The sequence below is a fragment of the Sulfurimonas hydrogeniphila genome, assembly GCF_009068765.1.
GTDB lineage: Bacteria > Campylobacterota > Campylobacteria > Campylobacterales > Sulfurimonadaceae > Sulfurimonas > Sulfurimonas hydrogeniphila.
Map to the genome: position 1 here is coordinate 346,610 of NZ_CP035534.1, position 18,710 is coordinate 365,319.

Sequence of the window (18,710 nt, forward strand, 5' to 3'; positions counted from 1 at the left end):
GGAGTCGTAAATGAGTAAAATTATAAATTTTAAAATTGACGGCAAAGATGTTACAGCAGTAAAAGGGGAGACAATTCTTCAGGCTGCGAGAAAAAATGATATCTATATTCCTACTATGTGTTATATTTCAAAAACGACGCCCTGTGCATCATGCCGTATCTGTTCTGTCGAGGTAGAAGGTGTAGATGGGCTTGTTCTCTCCTGTAACACACCTCCGACAGAGGGTATTGAAGTCAGAACAAACTCTGCCGAGCTTGAGCTTGAGCGTACAAATATCATGAGACTCTATGATGTAAATCATCCGCTGGAGTGTGGTGTTTGTGACAAATCCGGAGAATGTGATCTGCAAAATATGACTTTGGAGTTTGGCGTAGCACAACAGGAATTTTCTGCAAAAGACCAACTCAGAAAAGTGGAACACTGGGGACTGATTAATTATGACCCAGCATTATGTATTATGTGCGAAAAATGTGTACATGTATGTAATGAAGTTATAGGCGATGATGCTATTGAAGTAAAATTCGGCGGATACTCTTCTGTGATTATCCCAAAAAATGCGGATACACTGGATTGTACTTTTTGTGGTGAATGTATTGCAGTCTGTCCGGTCGGTGCTTTGGTAAGCAGTGATTTCCAGTACTCTGCAAATGCATGGGAACTCTCCCGTATTCCTTCAACATGTGCCCACTGTTCTGCCGGTTGTGCTTTGGAATATGAAACACGCCACGTCGGTATCAACGGTGAAGATTCTATTTACAGAGTGAAAAACAATTATGAATTCAATTCATTATGTGGAGCAGGGCGTTTCGGATTTGATTTTGAAAATCGCGCCTCTAAAGACGAAGAAGCATTTAAAAAGGCAGTTGAAGCCATTCAAAATGCAAATGCTATACGCTTTTCTTCAATTATTACAAATGAAGAGGCACATATTTTACAGCTTTTAAAAGAGAAACTTGGGATAAAACTTTTTAATGAGGACGCAAGACTGTATGCTGAATTTATGAAATCTTATTCTTCAGTAAGCGGTAAACTGCATCACAGTGCTTCGATGGATGCCGTCAAACAGGCCGATGCGATTATTATTATCGGCACACGTTTGGCGACGGATAATCCGATGGTACGTTATGCTGTGCGAACAGCATCCCAGCATAATGGTGCAAAAATAGTATATGCGCATCCGCTTGAAGATGCGCTTATGAAAAATACCGCTACACAGTTTATGAAATATGAAGTGGGTACAGAAGAGGGTGTCATGGCACTTTTGGCAAATGAGCTTCTTCAAAACAGTGATGTGGACGAACAAACCAGATCATTTTTAGATGATTTGGATTTGGGCTACCTTGAAGCTGAAAGCAATGTGGGCGATGATGAACTTAAATTAATGACGAAGTCATTCAAGCGGGCACAAAAGCATGTACTTATCATCGGAAGTGATGTATTTGCACATAAGCGTGCAAAAAATATTGCGAAACTTGCAGCTTTGATTGAAAAATATACTGAATTTTCATTACTGATTATTCCTGCAGAAGTAAATACTGCAGGGGTTGCCCTTACATGTAAACTCGACACTGATGAAAATATAGGCAACATTGTTGCTTATAATGCAGAAGGTGACTTTATAATGTCATCTTTAAAAGATTCAGATTTAGCGATGCCGGCACTTAATCAAGTGGAAGGAACAGTTGTCAATGTTGACAATCAGGTACTTCCGTTGAATGTGGCACTTCCTTTTGAAGGATATACTTTGAATGATATAGCAAATGCTCTTGGTCTGAAAAAAGAAAATACTATTGACTATACAAAAGAGCTCGACACATCAAAAGGTTTTAAAGCAATTGCTTTTGATGATTTGGAGAATTTTTTAACACCTTACGGTGAAGACAAAAGGGGCTATATCTTAGATGAAGTTGTCTGTGAAGCAGATTCAGAAGTAGCACCGATTGAAGAGTTGCCTGAGTTTAACGGAAGTGTAATTTATAATTGTAACCCTGTTTTGCAGTTTAATGCGTTTACAAATAAAACACATCAGTTGGAAAAAGACACAACATTAAGAGGCTCGGCTCAGTTTGCGGCAGCTGCAAAGATTGCAGATGGTGATGTAGTTGAAATAAGCTTTGCATCAAGAACAATACAAAGAGTTTTTAAACAAGATGAAGAACTAAAAGGAACTATAGCACTCAATCCTACCTTCGATTTAGGTCAGGATTTTAGCAGATATAGATTTGAAAAATCCAAAATAGCGAGAGTAATATAATGAGTGAAATTACCATAAACATTGACGGAAAAGATGTTCAGACAAAAGAGGGTGAGTATTTGTTAAATGCTGCCCGTGCAAATGACATATTTATTCCTGCAATATGTTATTTAACAAGATGCAGCCCGACTCTAGCCTGTCGTATATGTCTTGTTGAAGCAAATGGAAAACAGGTATATGCCTGTAATGCAAAAGCAAAAGAGGGAATGCAGGTAGTAACATCGACTGAGTCTATAGAAAAAGAGCGCAGAATCATCATGGAAGTATACGATGTGAACCATCCGCTTCAGTGTGGTGTATGTGACCAGTCAGGTGAGTGTGAACTGCAAAATTATACACTTGAGATGGGTGTTGATTCACAACATTATTCCATTAAAGATGTAGACAGAAGTTCTCATGACTGGGGACATTTACACTATGATCCGGGCCTTTGTATCGTGTGTGAACGTTGTGTTACTGCCTGTAAGGATATGATAGGTGACAATTCACTTAAAACAATTCCGCGCGGTTCTGATCCTATCAATGCAGATTATAAAGAGAGTATGCCAAAAGACGCATATGCAATGTGGAACAAACTCAACAAGTCTGTCATTGGTTTGACAAACGGAACTGATGTTCTTGACTGTACCTCATGCGGCGAATGTGCAGCAGTCTGTCCGGTCGGAGCACTTGTTGATACCCAGTTTATGTATAAGTCCAATGCATGGGAGTTAAAACAGGTTCCTGCAACCTGTGGACACTGTTCTGCGGGATGTCAGATAACTTATGATCTGAAACATACAAGTATTGACAATCCTGAAGATAAAATATACCGTGTTATGAACGAATGGAACTATGTTTCACTTTGTGGTGCAGGCCGTTACGGATTTGATTATCAAAATGCCGGTGTTACAAAAGACGAGACTGCATTTGCAAATGCAGTAGAGGCCTTTAAAAAGGCAGATACAATAGCTTTTACATCTACAATTACCAATGAAGAAGCCTACCTGCTTCAAAAAATGAAAGAAAAATTCGGATACAGACTTGTCAATCCGGAAGCAAAAGCATTTCAGGATTTTTTAAACAATTATGCACAAATCAGTGGACATAAACTCTATAAAGGCGATCTGGAAAAAGTGCATAGTACAAACTTTATAGTCTCTGTCGGTTCGGCACTCAAAACTGACAATCCAAATGCACGCTATGCATTAAATAATTCGTTGACAGTAAAAAAAGGCGCAGGAATTTATTTTCATCCTGTAAAAGATCCGATTATCGAGGGTATAGGGAAGTCTATCATGACAGTTGCCCATGCTCCTCTTCAAGAAGAAGCAGCATTATATCTTCTGCTTGATCTTTTTGCAAACAAATCAAAACTGCCTTCTGATATTGTGGACTACCTTGCTTCTTTTCATTCACAAAAAACCGTTACAGTTGAAGAAGTTGTGAAAGAAAAAGTTGTGGAACTTGTCAAAGAGACAAAAGTCAATGAAGAAACAGGGGAAGAAGAAGAAATTGAAGTAGAAAAAACCAAAATGGTTTCTACAAAGATTGCAAAAGAAATAGAGGTTGATGATAACAGACTCTTGGAAATACTTGGTCTTGATGATAGTTTTATGCAAACACTTGAAAAGAACCTGAAGAAAAAAGAGACTTTTGCGCTTATGGTTGGACCAGATTTGTATATGCATCCAAATGCAAAAAACCTGGCTCGTCTGGTTGCTTTGCTGGAAAAATACTCAGCTTTTGAAGTTACCATGATTCCAACACTTACAAACTCATTGGGTGTAGCGCTGATCTGTGACCTTGATGATGAGAAAGGCTCTTATACGGTTGCGTACAATACTGATGGCGATTTTGTACTCTCCGGGCTTGGCGACGGTGATTTGGATATGCCGGCGATCAATCAGCAGGAAGGAACATTGACATCTGTAAACAAACGTGTCAACCCTACAAATGCTGCTATCGGATATGAGGGATATGAATTAAACGATATTGCAAAAGCGCTTGGTTTTGAAGCAGAAAATATTATAGATTACACTGTAGAACTTCCTGTTGCGAGAGGATTTAAAGCAGAAGAATTCGATAACCTGCCAAATCATTATGAAAATGACGGTACAGAAGTAAGAGGTTATGTGTTAGAAAATGTAGCAGTAGAGGCCAGTGAAGATGAAAGTGTAGAAAAATTCAGTGAAGATAAGTTAGAAGGGTGTATAATCTATTTAGCAAATCCTGTAAGACAGTTTACGGAATTTACCTACAAGACAACAAATCTTGACGAAGTAAGCGGTATTTACATGAGTGAAGAGTATTTATCCAAAACTGATTACAATGAGGGTGATACAGTCACAGTGAAAACTAAAAAAGGTGAACTGACTGCAAAAGTTGTGTGTGACAATAAAATTGCAGGTGATATAGTGGTTTTACCTACATTTGATAAAAAATTAAACTCAGAAGCACTCTTTGACGGCTACCGTTTTAGTACAGCTTCAATCCAAAAGGGGTAATATATGGATACAGCATATTTAATTGAAACGATTATAAAAGTCGTTGTAATTCTACTTATATTTTCTGCATTGGCAGGTATCGGTACATATTTTGAGCGGAAGATACTTGCATTTATGCAACGTCGTTTAGGGCCGATGTATGTCGGACCATACGGGTTGTTGCAGGTGGCAGCAGACGGTATAAAACTTTTTACAAAAGAAGATATTATTCCTACAAACGTAGTGGGTCCGGTATTTAAAATTGCACCTGTAATTACTGCGGCAACTGCATTTATGGCAGCAGCAGCGATTCCGTTTTTTCCACAATTCACAGTGTTCGGTTATACAGTACATCCTATTGTAGCTGATTTGAATATCGGTATTTTGTATATTCTGGGTGTAATGGCAGTCGGACTTTACGGACCTTTGCTTGGCGGTATGGCTTCGGCAAACAAATTTTCCCTGCTTTCAGCAGCGCGTACGGCAGCTGTTTTCATCTCTTATGAAGTTGTCAGCGGTTTAGCTATTCTGGCGCCGATTATGATGGTGGGTTCTTTGTCTCTGATTGATTTTAACAATTATCAGGCAGGCGGTATCAGTGACTGGATTATATGGTCTCAGCCTGTAGCCTTTGTTTTATTTTGGATCGCGGCTTTTGCTGAAACCGGACGTACGCCGTTTCACCTGATAGCAAATGACCATGAAATTATTGACGGTTTTGGAACAGAGTACTCTGGAATGAGATGGGGTCTTTTCTTCATTGGCGAGTATGCAAATATGTTCTTTATCTCCTTTGTGATTCCTCTTATCTTTTTAGGCGGATACGGTGACGGAAGTATGCTTGGCGCATTGGGGCTGATAGGAAAAGTGGCATTTTTCTTTTTCTTCTTTTTGTGGACAAGAGCTGCCTGGCCGGATGTAAGACCGGATCAGTTGATGTGGTTGTGTTGGAAAGTACTAATGCCATTGGCCGTGATTAATGTTGTAATCACCGGCTTTGTGATGATGTTTTAAGGGGATAATGAATGAAAATGGAACAATTTAATGATAGAAATGTAGCTGACAACGGTTACTTTTTAGTTGATATTGAAGATTATCCTACTGATGGTTGGGGTAAATTTAAACGTGTCGTAAAAAGAACTTTCAGAGCCGAACTTTTTGTAGGTTTATGGGTAGTGCTTCGTGAAATGATCAAATTTGATATTCATACGGTACAGTATCCGCAGGAGAAACTGCCTATAGGTCCTCGTTATCGTGCCGTGCATGAAATGAAAAGACTTTGGGAAAGTGATGCTGAACGTTGTATCGGATGTGGACTTTGTGAAAAAATCTGTATATCTGACTGTATTCGTATGGATACAAAGATAGATGAGAATTCACGAAAAGAAGTAACCGAATATACAATTAATTTAGGGCGTTGTATTTTTTGCGGTTACTGTGCGGAAGTTTGTCCTGAACTTGCTATTACTCATGGCGGAGAGTATGAACAGGCATCAGAACAGCGTGAGCATTTTGTTGACTATGCGTATATGTTGACGCCACTTGACAAAATGAAAGCCGGAACTCAAATGGAGTTTGAAGGTTTTGGTGCGATTACACCACATGAAGATGAGCGTGTTAAAAAAACACCTCTAGCATATTAAGGAGTTTGGATTATGTTTGAAGCGGTAGCATTTTACTTGTTTGCATTTCTGACGATAACGATGTTTTTCATCACAGTAACAACATCACAGGCGTTATATGCATTAAGTGCATTGGCAGCGGGAATGATTTTCATATCAGCATTTTTCTTTATTCTGGGTGCTGATTTTTTAGGTGCAGTGCAAATAATTGTTTACACTGGTGCAGTAATGGCTTTATATGCTTTTGGTATGATGTTTTTTGACACGACAAGAGAAGTTAAAGAGAAACAGGGAAACAAATACATTATCGTCGGACTCTCAACACTGGCAGCAGTTCTGGTAGTTGTTATTTTTGCAGCGCCGATGGTATCTGAAAATATTGTTGCTCTTTATCCGGCAATTGAAGGAGTAGGCAATACTCAAGAAGTAGGACTGATTTTATTTACAAAATATCTAGTACCGTTTGAAGTGGCTGCAATTATGCTGCTTGTTGCAATGGTAGCAGGTATCGTCCTTGCAGGGAAGAAAATGGATCTTTCAATTACACTGATGAATGATGCTGAAATTGAAGAACAAAATAACACAAAGGTACTTTCATGATGGAAATAGGTTTAAATCATTATCTTGTTTTATCTACTATTTTATTTGCTATTGGTTTAGTAGGTGTTATGCGTAGAAAAAACCTTCTTTTACTGTTTTTTGCAACCGAAATACTCTTAAATGCAGTTAATGTTGCTTTTGCAGCAATTTCGCATTATTATGGCGATTTGACTGGTCAGATGTTTGCATTTTTCGTAATTGCTATTGCAGCTTCAGAAGTTGCAGTCGGTCTTGGACTTCTGATAGTATGGTATAAACGCCACAGTTCAATTGACTTAGATGCGTTAACAGCGATGAAAGGATAAAGAATGGAAAAATATTTATACATAGCACTCTTTGCTCCGCTTGTAAGTTCTTTGTTCTCAGCGTTGTTTACAGCGACACCAAAGAAACTGTTTACGGGTATTGTTGCCAGTCTTATGATATTGACATCATTTGCAGCAAGTACAGTCCTGTTGATTTATATACTCAAAGGCGGAGAGCCTGTACATGTAGAGATGATGACATGGATGGCAACCGGAGATCTTTACATTCCTTTTGGTTTTGTTGTTGATCAGATTTCGGTAACTATGATGATGGTTGTTACCTTGGTTTCAACTATCGTACATATTTACTCTATCGGTTACATGGATCATGACAAAGGTTTTAACCGTTTCTTCGCATGGCTGTCAGCATTTGTGTTTTCAATGATGGTTCTTGTCATGAGTGACAACTTCGCAGGACTTTTTATAGGCTGGGAAGGTGTTGGTCTCTGTTCATGGGGTCTTATCGGTTTTTGGTATCATAAACAAATTGCCACATGGGCAGCCAATGAAGCGTTTATCATGAACCGTATCGCCGACCTTGGTATGCTTATCGGTATCTTTTTAGTCTATTGGAATACAGGTACACTGCAGTATGATGAAGCATTTGCCGTTATGCCATTGCTGGATACTGCCACATTGACATGGATAGGTATATTTTTATTTATCGGTGCAATGGGTAAATCAGCACAGTTTCCTCTGCATACATGGCTTGCAGATGCGATGGAAGGGCCTACTCCTGTATCGGCTCTTATTCATGCAGCAACAATGGTTACAGCGGGTGTTTATCTTGTAGTGCGTTCGAATGAGCTTTACAGTTTGATTCCTCATGTCGGATTGTTTATTGCTTCACTTGGTGCATTTGTGGCATTGTTTGCAGCTTCTATGGCCCTTGTAAACCGTGATATGAAAAGAATCATTGCCTACTCTACACTTTCTCAGTTAGGGTATATGTTTGCCGCAGCAGGTCTTGGTGCTTACTGGGTTGCACTTTTTCACTTAATGGCACATGCGTTCTTTAAAGCACTGTTGTTCCTTGGTGCGGGAAATGTAATGCATGCGATGCATGATGAACTTGATCCGTTTAAGATGGGTGGACTGAAAAAAGTAATGAAGTGGACATGGATTATGATGACAATTGCCTCATTGGCTTTGGCGGGAATCTTTCCTTTTGCAGGATTCTTTTCCAAAGATACGATTCTTGAAGCGGCATTTGCTGAGCATCACTTTGTGATTTACGGTGTACTGCTCTTTACGGCAGGTCTGACAGCATTTTATTCATTTAGACTTGTGGCACTGATCTTTCACGGTGAAGAACGTTACAAGATATTTGGTATTCATCCGCATGAAGCCTATAGATTTATGCTGATTGCAATGAGTCCGTTGCTTATTCTTGCTATGATAGCCGGAATTTTTCAAGAACCGTTCTTTGGCATGATCGAAGAAATTTTACGTGCGCATGAGTATCATATCCATTCCCATACAACACTATGGATTATGTTGGTCGGTACGCAGCTTTTTGTAGCACTTGCTATTTTGTATGCATATAAAAAATATGCTTCATGGAGCAGTGTTCCGGATGGCACAAGTCCGATAGAAAATTCATTTATCTATAAACTGCTGTTTAATCAGTACTATATTCCATATTTTTACGAAGAGTACCTTGTAAAACCGTACAGAGAGGCTTCTGAACTTTTCTGGACAAAAGTAGATATGAAAATTGTGGATGCTACTGTTGACGGGATTGCAGGTATTGTGTATGGTACCGGTAAGAAAACTAGGAAAATGCAAAGTGGTAACTTATCTACTATGCTTAAATGGATGGTAGCAGGTTTAGTTGGTCTGCTCTCACTCGCTGTGGTGTTTGGGCTTGCAGCAAGATATTCTGATGAGATTGTACTATTCTTATCAGCTCTAGGAGTTTAGTATATGTTAGATCATATTTTATCGTTATTAATTTTCTTTCCGGCACTCGCAGCCGTATTTGGTTTTATGATACAAAAAGAGAGTATGCGTGCATACGGTATCTCTGTCGCTGCTATAGAGTTTGCACTTTCACTGTGGCTGTGGTATGTATTTGATGGCAATGTGTCCGGAATGCAGTTTATGGAGAGCCTGCCGCTTGTTCCTTCTTTTGGAATCAATTATATACTTGGAGTGGATGGTATATCTTTGTTTATTGTTATTCTTGCAGCTTTTTTTACTATGATAGGAATAGCCAGTTTAACAGATACGCCTAATGTAAAATATATGATTATTACATTGTTGTTTTTACAAATGACAATGGTCGGTGTTTTTGTGGCACTTGATGCAATAGTCTTTTACATTTTTTGGGAACTTTCGCTTGTACCTATGCTTTATATCATCGGTGCATGGGGCGGACCGTTGCGAATATATGCCTCTGTTAAATTTTTCCTGTATACTTTTACAGGTTCGCTTGTGATGCTTGTCGGTATGCTTTTTATGGCATATTTTTACTATCAGGCAACAGGTGTCTGGAGTTTCGCTATTTTAGACTGGTACAGACTGATTTTACCAGAGTCTTTCCAGCTTTGGCTTTTTGCAGCATTTTTTATCGGTTTTGCTATTAAAGTACCGATGTTTCCGTTTCACACATGGTTACCGTATGCGCACGGACAGGCACCGACTATCGGTTCTGTTATCCTTGCAGCAATTCTGTTAAAGATGGGAACATACGCGTTCATTCGTTTCTCTTTACCAATGTTTCCGGATGCTTCGGCATTTTTTATGGTTCCAATCGCAATCATCGCAATTATTATGATTGTGTATACTGCTATGGTTGCCTATGCGCAAAAAGACATCAAGCAGGTTGTTGCATATTCATCGATCTCGCATATGGGTGTTATTATTCTGGGAACATTCGCACTGAATGTAGAAGGTATCTCGGGATCAATCTTTTTAATGATAGCACACGGTGTTGTTTCTGGAGCTCTGTTCCTGCTCGTAGGTGTTATTTATGACAGACGCCATACGAAGATGATGAGTGAATTTGGCGGCTTGGCACAGGTGATGCCAAGATATGCAACAATATTTGGTCTCATGTTAATGGCTTCTGTCGGAATGCCTTTGACAATCAACTTTGTAGGTGAGTTCTTGTCGCTTCTCGGATTTTACCAACAGTCTCACATTTTGACACTTTTAGCCGGAACAGCGATTATTGTCGGTGCCATCTATATGTTGGCAGCATACAAAAAAATGTTTTTTGGTGAGGTAACAAAAGAAGAGAATAAAAATCTTAAAGATGTCAATAAAAGAGAATGGGTTGCCCTCCTGCCACTTGGAGTAATTACCATATGGCTGGGTATATATCCAAAACCTGTGTTGGAACCGATTAACAACAGTGTGAAATCAATTGTACAGTTAATGCACAATAAAGCTACAACAGAATTAGGTAAAGAAAGAATTCCAAATTTAGTGAAACCTAAAGTTGTAATTATAGAAAAAACTATTATAGAGGAGGTTCACTAATGTTAGCGCCGATAAATATTTCAATGGAGTCGTTAAATGTAATGACTCTGGCGCCTATGCTGATACCGGTAGTAGGTGCATTGTTAATCTTAGTGATTGATGTTATCAAGGGTGGGCTTCACAAATCACTCTACGTCGTACTGAGCCTGCTCTTTTTGGCAATGGACTTTTTCTCTCTGCTTGATGCCTCAGAGATTTTTACCCAAAACGGTACAGTACTTGGTATGTTTGATGTAATGCTGATAGACGGTCTGGCTTTGTTGGCTCAGTTTATTATCGTTATAGCATCAATGCTCTTTATTCCGTTGGCTTTGACAAACAAACGCTTTCATGAGTTTTCCTATCCTGAGTTTTTTGCACTCTTTTTGTTTATGATTGCAGGTTTCCAGTTTATGGTTGCTACAGATAATCTGATCTTGATATTTGTCGGTTTGGAAACAGCATCTTTGGCATTGTACACGCTCATAGCTATGCATAACCGTGACAAATCTTTTGAAGCTGCTGTGAAATACTTTACAATGGGTGCCTTGGCCGCAGGTTTCTTCAGTTTCGGTGCCATGGTCTTTTATGCATTGACGGGTTCGGTAGAAATTAATAAAATTGCCTTGGTTCTTGCTGCAAACGGGTATGCTGACATCGGATATGTCCTTGTAGGTGTTTCGTTTATGCTGGCAGCCTTTGCTTTTAAATTATCACTTATTCCATTTCATACATGGGCTCCGGATGTGTATGAAGGTTCTTCTGCACCAATGGCCGGTTATATGTCAATCGTACCAAAAATAGCTGCTTTTGTCGTGGCTATGAGATTTTTTGAATTTTTAGTCCACAGCGGTATCGTATGGCTTGATATTGTTTTATATGCCTTTGTCATTATTACGATGACAGTGGCAAATATGTGGGCTCTTGTACAAACTGATGTGAAGCGTATGCTGGCATACAGTTCGATTTCGCATGCAGGTTTTGTGATGGCTGCTATTTTAATAGGAACAACACAGGCAAACAGCGCACTCTTTTTATACTGGGTTCTGTTTACATTCACAAACCTCGGGTCGTTCTCAATGCTATGGATCTCCCGTCAAAAAAGCTTACCGGATCATCAAATGTCAGACCACTCGTATGACAAATTTGCGGGGATGATTAAAACCGCACCGGTACCGGCAATGATTATGGGACTGTTTATGCTGAGCTTGGCAGGAATCCCTCCGTTTGCACTGTTTTGGGGTAAAATCTATCTGATCAGCTCTGCGGTAACAAGCGGTTATACAATCCTTGCACTTATTATGGCACTAAACTCAGCAATAGCAGGGTATTACTATTTAAAACTTATTGTATACATGTTTATGAAAGAACCGGTTGTCGGTGCGAGCGGACAGATATATGTTGCCAATGCGACATTGGCGCTCAAAACTATTATCGGTATAGCAGCAGTAGGAACCATATTTGCTTTTGTTGCTATAAACCCGCTTCTAGAGTTTATTACAGCTTTTGTATATAACAGTGGATATTAATAGTCTAAAATCTTAAACAAGGGGGAGAAAATTTGCTAAAATGGATACTCCTGGCCTTTGTTCTTACAAATTCTTTTGCACTTGAAATTTCCATAGAGAGTGCAAAGGACAACTTCATAAAATACTCTACACTTGATATTCGAAACACTGAACGCTTTACATGTAAAGAAATTAAAAATGATCTTGATACAGTTTTGGAAATTCGATGTATTTTTTTAAAAAGACCAGTGCGAAAACTCAAGCATATTCAAAATGATTTTTTTAAAGTAAATACAGTTTTTAAAGATGAAAAATTTATTGTTACAATCAAGCCTTTTTACAAAATAAAATTGATTCCGGAAATATTTGATCTCACAAAAGACAATGAAGTTTTTAATGCAAATGTAACATATTCAGACCATTGGAGTGTTCTAGGGTACAAAAAAACATTTCCTTTGTTTAAGCAGGAGGAAGCCTCTTCACTTGCATTGGATTTTCCTTTTTACCTTGACAAAGACAAACTGCCGTATGTAGGAAGTCTGGACCTGCAGGGAAACCCGGTATATATCAAAAATGTAGAAGATGTGAAAGAGTACTTGAAAATAAAAAAGTATTATAAACACAAAGAGTATGAAATGTGTCTTGAAAGTATAAATGACATATTGAATGATTATCCAAATACGCTTTTTAAAGCAGAGCTGCTCTATTATAAAATTAAAGTGTATGCAAAAATAAAAGACTGGGATAATGTAGTAAGTGTAGCAAAAGAGTTTTTAAGAGAATACTCTTCTGATGAGAATGTAGCAGAGGTCCTTTCCCTGGTAGCAAAAGCATATGCCAAACTCGGTGAAAATTCAAATGCTGACTACTTTTATGACCGATTGTTTACAGAACATCCAAAAAGTAAATTTACACAACTGGGATATATATACAAGGGAGAGATGCTTGAAGAGTCAGGTGGTACAAAACAAGCGCTAAAGTATTATAAAAAAGCATTGTATGAGACGAAAGATTTAGAGGTGGCAGCAAATGCCGCATACCATTTAGCCTCTTTGTATCTTTCTTACAAGCCAAAAGAGGCTTCGCAGTATGCGATGAAAATTATTCAGGCAGATCCTGGCTTTTTTATGGAAGATTTTAAAGCATCACAAAAGATGATGGAGGAATTTGCAAATCAGGGGTATTATAAAGTTGCTGCAGCTATAGCCGATACTTTGTTGCAGGAGATCGATGCCACATATGATGAATATGAAGAGTTGCTTAAAAACAAAGCTTTATGGCTTGCTCAAACAAAAGAGAAAAAGAAGGCTCTGGCTGCTCTCAATGAATATTTGAAAAAGTTTCCTGACGGAGACTATGTGGATGCTGTTCAGGTTGCCAAAGACGCACTCTTTTTTGAAGTTTCTGATTTAAATACAACAGCAAAACTGGCAGAATTTGACAAGCTTATTCAAGAGTACCAAAACGATACTATAGGCAAACGCGCACTGTATGAAAAAGCAAAATTACTTTTAAAAGAGGGAAAATACAAAGAGGTGCTCTCTTTAAAAAACTCCCTGGAATCTCTGGATGGGACAGAGTATAAAGATATCCAAAAAATTATACAGGATGCTGCTATCGGAGAGATGAAACAGTCTCTGCGTAAGAAAAACTGTAAACAGGTTTTAATCATATCAAATGAATATAATATTACGCTTTCGGATAAATGGGATGACGGTATATATGAATGTGCAATGAAAGGCGGAGATTTTCAGCTTTCAAAAAGTATAGCACGTAAAAATTTAAAATCCAAAGATTTGGATAAGCGAAAAAAATGGCTCTTTCGCTACATAAAAGTTGATTTTGCTACGGGAAATTACAGTGATGTACTGGATGCAGCCAAAGATTTAATTACTTTGATAGAAGATGACAAAAATTCAAAATACAAAGAGGTTTACAGATATCTGTTTGATACATATGAACGATTAGAGCAAAAAGAGAAGATGATTGATGCAATGGCAAAAATCGAAGAAATTTTTGGCCTCGACTATAAAGATATAGAACGTTATGTTGCAATGGTAACATTCGGAAACGAACGACATGATGATAATTTGATAATAAAATATGCAAAAAAAGTAATGCAGATACAGAACAAATCAAATTCCTATGCGCAGAGTCCTTATGTGGAATTTGCACTGTACCAGGCATATATGGATAAAAAAGAGTACAACAAGGCTTTGGAAGTTATAAAATCATTGGATAAACTGGGATTAAGGCCTACATTACGTGCGCGGCAAAAATATCTTTTAGGCAGTGTACTTGATAAACTATGGAGAGATGATGCAGCGAAAAAAGCATATAAGGAAGCAATAGCCGCTGACCCAAAATCTTCCTGGGCCAAACTGGCAAAAAGTGCATTGGAACTTTAAATTAAAGTTCCAAACAATCACTGATGCTGTAGAGACCGGCTTCTTTGTCTGCAAGCCATTTTCCGGCACGAAGGGCACCTTTGGAAAAAGTATTTCTTGAAGTTGCTGTATGGTTGAGTTCTATAAATTCTCCGTCATTGTAAAAGCCGACGGTATGGCGTCCTACGATGTCACCGCCACGCAGAGCCATAACTGCTATTTCATCTTTGCTTCTTTCGCCGATGTTCCCGTCTCTGCCGCTGATGCGTACTTTGTCAAGATCCAATCCTCTTGCGGCTGCTGCTGACTGGCTGAGTGTCAATGCCGTACCGCTTGGCGCATCTTTTTTGTGTCTGTGATGCATTTCTACAATTTCTATATCAAATCCCTCAAGGGCTGCTGAAGCCTGATAAACAAGTTTGTTCAAAAGTGCTACACCCAGAGACATATTTGTGGCATAAAGCACTGGCATGCGCTCACTTGCCTCTTTTAAAAGATTGAGTTGATGTGTATTGAGTCCTGTTGTTCCGATGACTAACGGTTTGGGAGTTTTCATTGCTTCTTCCAGAAGTATCTCACAGGCATCCGGTAGTGAGAAATCTATAATAATATCAGCCGCATGCAAAAATGCCTGCATATCAGAAGTAACCAGAACTGAAGGATCTATGGAAAAATCAAGTGAATTTCTGACAAATACTGTACTCAAACTCATTTCATCTGTTGTTTTTAAATCTTCTATTAAAAGTCTGCCAACTCTACCGCTCGCACCGAATACGCCTACTTTTATCATAATATATCCTCATTTTTTTTTCTTATAATAGCAAAATATTACTCAAATACTACTTTCTTTTTCATATACTCATTGTAATATTTTTGCGCTTTGAGTATATTGAGCAGGAGTAAAAGAGATGAAAACAAAAAGAGTGTTGCCGAGGGTATGATAAAAGCAGGTGACAATACAGTGCACAAAAAAAAGAAATATGTGAGATAGTATAGATTTATCTGGATGTTCATCTTTTTCTTTGGAATGACATCACCCATTTCTGCATCAAAAACCATATTTGAACTTAAATGAAACCAGGTCAAAAAAGGGATGATTTTATAAAGCATTGCATTGATTAAGGCATATACAGCGCCAAAGAGAGTAAAAAACCCAATAGCAAAAGAAAGGTTTACATGTAAAATATTTGCACCTGTAAAAAGGAGAGACGCAAGAACAGCATTGCCCATGGCAAAATACCAAAGCTGGATGCTGGCATCTTTTCTTGCCCGTTTTCTTTTTCGTAAAATTTGTATACTCAACAGAGCAAAAATGATGACTGGTACGCAAAGCAGTATCTGTGTTAAAGTGAGAAGCAGCATTTTTTCTTGAAGTTGTGCATATGCAAATAAAAGTAAAAATACAAGTTGTGCAGGATAGAGTCTTTTTTGTAAAAATATCGGAAACTCTTTTGCAACAAAAAACATAGGAATAATTTTATACGATACGGAGACTATAAGTAAAAAGACCCAGCCAAAAAGCATAAAAGCAATATGAGTGTTTCCATAACGCAATGTGTCAACAAATCCAAAATGTCCAAGCAGTGCCAAAGCTCCAAACAGAGCTGCTGCAAAAAGAGCTATAAAAGAAGCTGCAAAGTTTTGTACCAGCGTGTTTTTTTCCTGGCTGAGCAAAACTGTTTTAAAAGAGAGTATTGCAAAATAGAAAAAGGTTCCGCTCAGCACTGCTCCTGCAAGATAGAGCAAGAGTGGCGTATTTGTGAGAAATCCAACAACAAAACTCAGAATTCCGGCATTTAAAGCAATGTGAATGATTGTTGCATTTTTTATGACATTTGTATAGGGTGTTGCCAGCATAACAGGCAACATTTGAAAGAGTGAGCCGAACATGACATGTGTGATAAAGCCCAGAGTCAGCAGATGTGTCAAAGCAATAACTTCATAATCAAACCGTGAACCTATAGAAAATCCGTAGATTGCAATGGCTACTGAAAGAAGTATAAGATAAAAGGCACCACTGAGATAAAATTTTATTGGAATTGCATAAGGGGGTGCCTGTTCAAGACTCAGACCTTGAAACATTATTTACAGATCCTCATTTCAAACTCATTTTCATTTTCTTTCGTAATTTCATATTGCAAACCAAGGGACAAAATGTTTTGAAAAAGCATTTGAGGGTTCATCCGATGGCGAAATATCAGCACTTCATCATCCTGTAAAATATTAAGAGCATTGATGGCTTCTACCAGAGGGTAGGGCGCTTCAAGCTCACTGACATCCAGAATAATCTCTTTTTTAGTTTTCATAGTTTTGTAGTTTTTGAACGATTTCTTCTGCATTTTCTGCCAGGGCACTGTTCATCATGGTATAGAGCATCTGCTCTTCTTTGAGATTGTGCTGTTGCAGGAGAATATTCATGGACTCTCCAAGAGAAAAAGCTCTTTCTTTGTCTTTGGCATTATAGGCTTCATCCATTTTTTCAAAGAGTGATTTTGCCTGTGCATGCTCCATTCGCATAACATTTGTCGGTCCCATACTTCCTATCCCTGATTTTTCTTCAAGCATAGGAAAAAGATACTCCTCTTCCATTGTGAAATGCAGGAGAGTTTCATTTTTAAAGGCTGAATATTTGGAAAGAGCTTCGTCAAACTCTCCGCTTTCAAGAAAATCTTCTGCCTGCGTCAAAAGATGATCACACTCTCTGTGTTTACTTGTCATAAAATCTTTTATAGTCATATCGGTACTCCTAATTTAGTAATTCATCAACATATGAAATGGCAGAAAGCGCAGCAACAGCGCCGTCTCCGGCTGCTGAAACAACCTGTTTCGGTGCTTCTATCCGTATGTCACCCGCAGCGAACAGTCCAGGAACAGAAGTTTTCATGCTTAAGGTTACAATAACCTGTCCCTGCTCATTCACATCACACAGATAAGTTCCGTCTTCTTGGATAAGTGTCTGATTATTGACATTGTTCCCCACAAACACAAAAACACCGGGAACCTGTATATCTTTTATATTTCCATCTTTGTCTTTGACTTTCAATCCGTTTACTCCGCTTGCATCGCCATAAACTTCATCAGGAACAGAGTTGAGTACAAGTTCTATTTTTTCATTTTCTTTGACTCTTTTTACTGTATTTGGTGCTGCACGAAAGCTGTCGCGTCTGTGAACAAGATAGACTTTTGTGCATATTTTTGCAAGGTATAAGGCTTCTTCAAGAGCAGTGTCTCCGCCTCCTATCACTGCCACTTCTTTTCCTTTGTAAAAAAATCCGTCACAGGTTGCACAGGTACTGACCCCTTTGCCAAAAAATTCGTCTTCTCCCCTGAAACCTGCACGGCGGGGAGAGGAACCGGTACAAACAATAACACTGTGTGCCTCAATGCTTGTTCCGTCTGATTTGAGTACATGAAAGAGATCGCCATCTTTTGTTATACGGTTTACTTCTGCCATATCATGTTTGAGTCCAAATCTTTGACACTGCTCGGGCCATGGCATCATCAGATCCATTCCGGTTATCTCACCTGTTACACCCGGATAGTTTTCTATTTCGGAACTCTGTGTAATCTGCCCGCCAGGCATACCTTTTTCAAACATTGTAACATTTTCAAGTCCGCCGCGTGTAGTGTATAGTCCTGCAGTAAGACCCGCCGGTCCCCCACCTATAATTGCACAGTCTAAAGTCATGATTTTATCTCCTCTAATTGGTCTAAATTGTCAAGCTTACGTATCATACTATTTTGCTTATAAAGGGAATCTTTTATTCTCTTTATGAAAAAAATAGATGGTGAGTTGTAGATATTGAAGCGCTGTATGAATTTTAAAGATGTGTTGGTCCCACTTCTTAAAAAAGTAGTTGTTTTTGTGTTTTCCCGGACCCTGTTATAGTAGTCAATGGCAAGTATCGGCAGGTTTAAATCTAAATTTGCAAGTCTGTTCATTGTGTGTTTATCTCTTGAAGAATAAAAAATGACGATATACTCTTCACTTACTGGCGTGAAAACATCATTTTTTTCATAATAAACGAACTCTTTAAAATTAATAAACTTATACTCTGAAAATTTGTAGTTGAAATAGGCAAAAGCGCCTGCTATCATTGCAGC

The 18,710-nt window shown here is 38.5% G+C and carries 16 protein-coding genes; 10 read left to right on the forward strand and 6 right to left on the reverse strand.

Translation table 11 applies throughout. From position 1 onward, the window contains the following. Positions 1-10: 10 nt before the first annotated feature. From ETP70_RS01755 to ETP70_RS01800, 10 genes are read left to right on the forward strand one after another with little or no spacing between them, the layout of a single operon-like run. Positions 11-2,254, forward strand: a complete 2,244-nt coding sequence (locus ETP70_RS01755) for an NADH-quinone oxidoreductase subunit G (protein WP_151899557.1) — start codon at positions 11-13, stop codon at positions 2,252-2,254. Next, a complete protein-coding gene (locus ETP70_RS01760; RefSeq protein ID WP_151899558.1) occupies positions 2,254-4,740 on the forward strand; it encodes an NADH-quinone oxidoreductase subunit G in 2,487 nt (828 codons plus the stop codon). The genes ETP70_RS01755 and ETP70_RS01760 overlap by 1 nt, the downstream gene beginning before the upstream one ends. 3 nt (positions 4,741-4,743) lie before the next feature. After that, complete coding sequence (gene nuoH, locus ETP70_RS01765) at positions 4,744-5,733, forward strand: NADH-quinone oxidoreductase subunit NuoH (protein WP_151899559.1); 990 nt, start codon at positions 4,744-4,746, stop codon at positions 5,731-5,733. A gap of 11 nt (positions 5,734-5,744) precedes the next feature. Further along, positions 5,745-6,362 (forward strand): NADH-quinone oxidoreductase subunit NuoI, encoded by a 618-nt coding sequence (nuoI, locus tag ETP70_RS01770; RefSeq protein WP_151899560.1) that lies wholly within the window; start codon positions 5,745-5,747, stop codon positions 6,360-6,362. A gap of 12 nt (positions 6,363-6,374) precedes the next feature. After that, on the forward strand, positions 6,375-6,941 hold the full coding sequence (locus tag ETP70_RS01775) for an NADH-quinone oxidoreductase subunit J (RefSeq protein ID WP_151899561.1): 567 nt from the start codon (positions 6,375-6,377) through the stop codon (positions 6,939-6,941). Next, a complete protein-coding gene (gene nuoK / locus ETP70_RS01780) occupies positions 6,938-7,246 on the forward strand; it encodes an NADH-quinone oxidoreductase subunit NuoK (protein WP_151899562.1) in 309 nt (102 codons plus the stop codon). Before ETP70_RS01775 ends, nuoK begins: the two co-directional genes overlap by 4 nt. A 3-nt stretch (positions 7,247-7,249) precedes the next feature. Beyond that, positions 7,250-9,169: an NADH-quinone oxidoreductase subunit L gene (nuoL, locus tag ETP70_RS01785; RefSeq protein WP_151899563.1), complete on the forward strand. Its 1,920-nt coding sequence runs from the start codon at positions 7,250-7,252 to the stop codon at positions 9,167-9,169. Positions 9,170-9,172: 3 nt separating this feature from the next. Beyond that, on the forward strand, positions 9,173-10,732 hold the full coding sequence (locus ETP70_RS01790; RefSeq protein WP_151899564.1) for an NADH-quinone oxidoreductase subunit M: 1,560 nt from the start codon (positions 9,173-9,175) through the stop codon (positions 10,730-10,732). Continuing rightward, positions 10,732-12,240, forward strand: a complete 1,509-nt coding sequence (gene nuoN / locus ETP70_RS01795) for an NADH-quinone oxidoreductase subunit NuoN (protein WP_151899565.1) — start codon at positions 10,732-10,734, stop codon at positions 12,238-12,240. Before ETP70_RS01790 ends, nuoN begins: the two co-directional genes overlap by 1 nt. 32 nt (positions 12,241-12,272) lie before the next feature. Continuing rightward, on the forward strand, positions 12,273-14,627 hold the full coding sequence (locus ETP70_RS01800) for a tetratricopeptide repeat protein (RefSeq protein ID WP_151899566.1): 2,355 nt from the start codon (positions 12,273-12,275) through the stop codon (positions 14,625-14,627). 1 nt (position 14,628) lies between these two features. Here ETP70_RS01800 and dapB read toward each other — a convergent pair whose 3' ends face one another. From dapB to ETP70_RS01830, 6 genes are read right to left on the reverse strand one after another with little or no spacing between them, the layout of a single operon-like run. Further along, positions 14,629-15,396 carry a 4-hydroxy-tetrahydrodipicolinate reductase gene (gene dapB, locus ETP70_RS01805; protein WP_151899567.1) on the reverse strand — a complete coding sequence of 256 codons (768 nt, stop codon included), beginning with the start codon at positions 15,394-15,396 and terminating at the stop codon, positions 14,629-14,631. A gap of 38 nt (positions 15,397-15,434) precedes the next feature. Beyond that, positions 15,435-16,688 (reverse strand): hypothetical protein, encoded by a 1,254-nt coding sequence (locus ETP70_RS01810; protein ID WP_151899568.1) that lies wholly within the window; start codon positions 16,686-16,688, stop codon positions 15,435-15,437. Beyond that, positions 16,688-16,912, reverse strand: a complete 225-nt coding sequence (locus ETP70_RS01815) for a DUF2249 domain-containing protein (RefSeq protein WP_151899569.1) — start codon at positions 16,910-16,912, stop codon at positions 16,688-16,690. The genes ETP70_RS01810 and ETP70_RS01815 overlap by 1 nt, the downstream gene beginning before the upstream one ends. Beyond that, entirely contained in the window at positions 16,902-17,342 is a 441-nt protein-coding gene (locus ETP70_RS01820) for a hemerythrin domain-containing protein (protein WP_151899570.1), read from the reverse strand. The genes ETP70_RS01815 and ETP70_RS01820 overlap by 11 nt, the downstream gene beginning before the upstream one ends. Positions 17,343-17,352: 10 nt before the next feature. After that, a complete protein-coding gene (gene trxB, locus ETP70_RS01825) occupies positions 17,353-18,294 on the reverse strand; it encodes a thioredoxin-disulfide reductase (protein WP_151899571.1) in 942 nt (313 codons plus the stop codon). Next, complete coding sequence (locus ETP70_RS01830) at positions 18,291-18,704, reverse strand: hypothetical protein (protein ID WP_230973293.1); 414 nt, start codon at positions 18,702-18,704, stop codon at positions 18,291-18,293. Before ETP70_RS01830 ends, trxB begins: the two co-directional genes overlap by 4 nt. Positions 18,705-18,710: the final 6 nt, after the last annotated feature.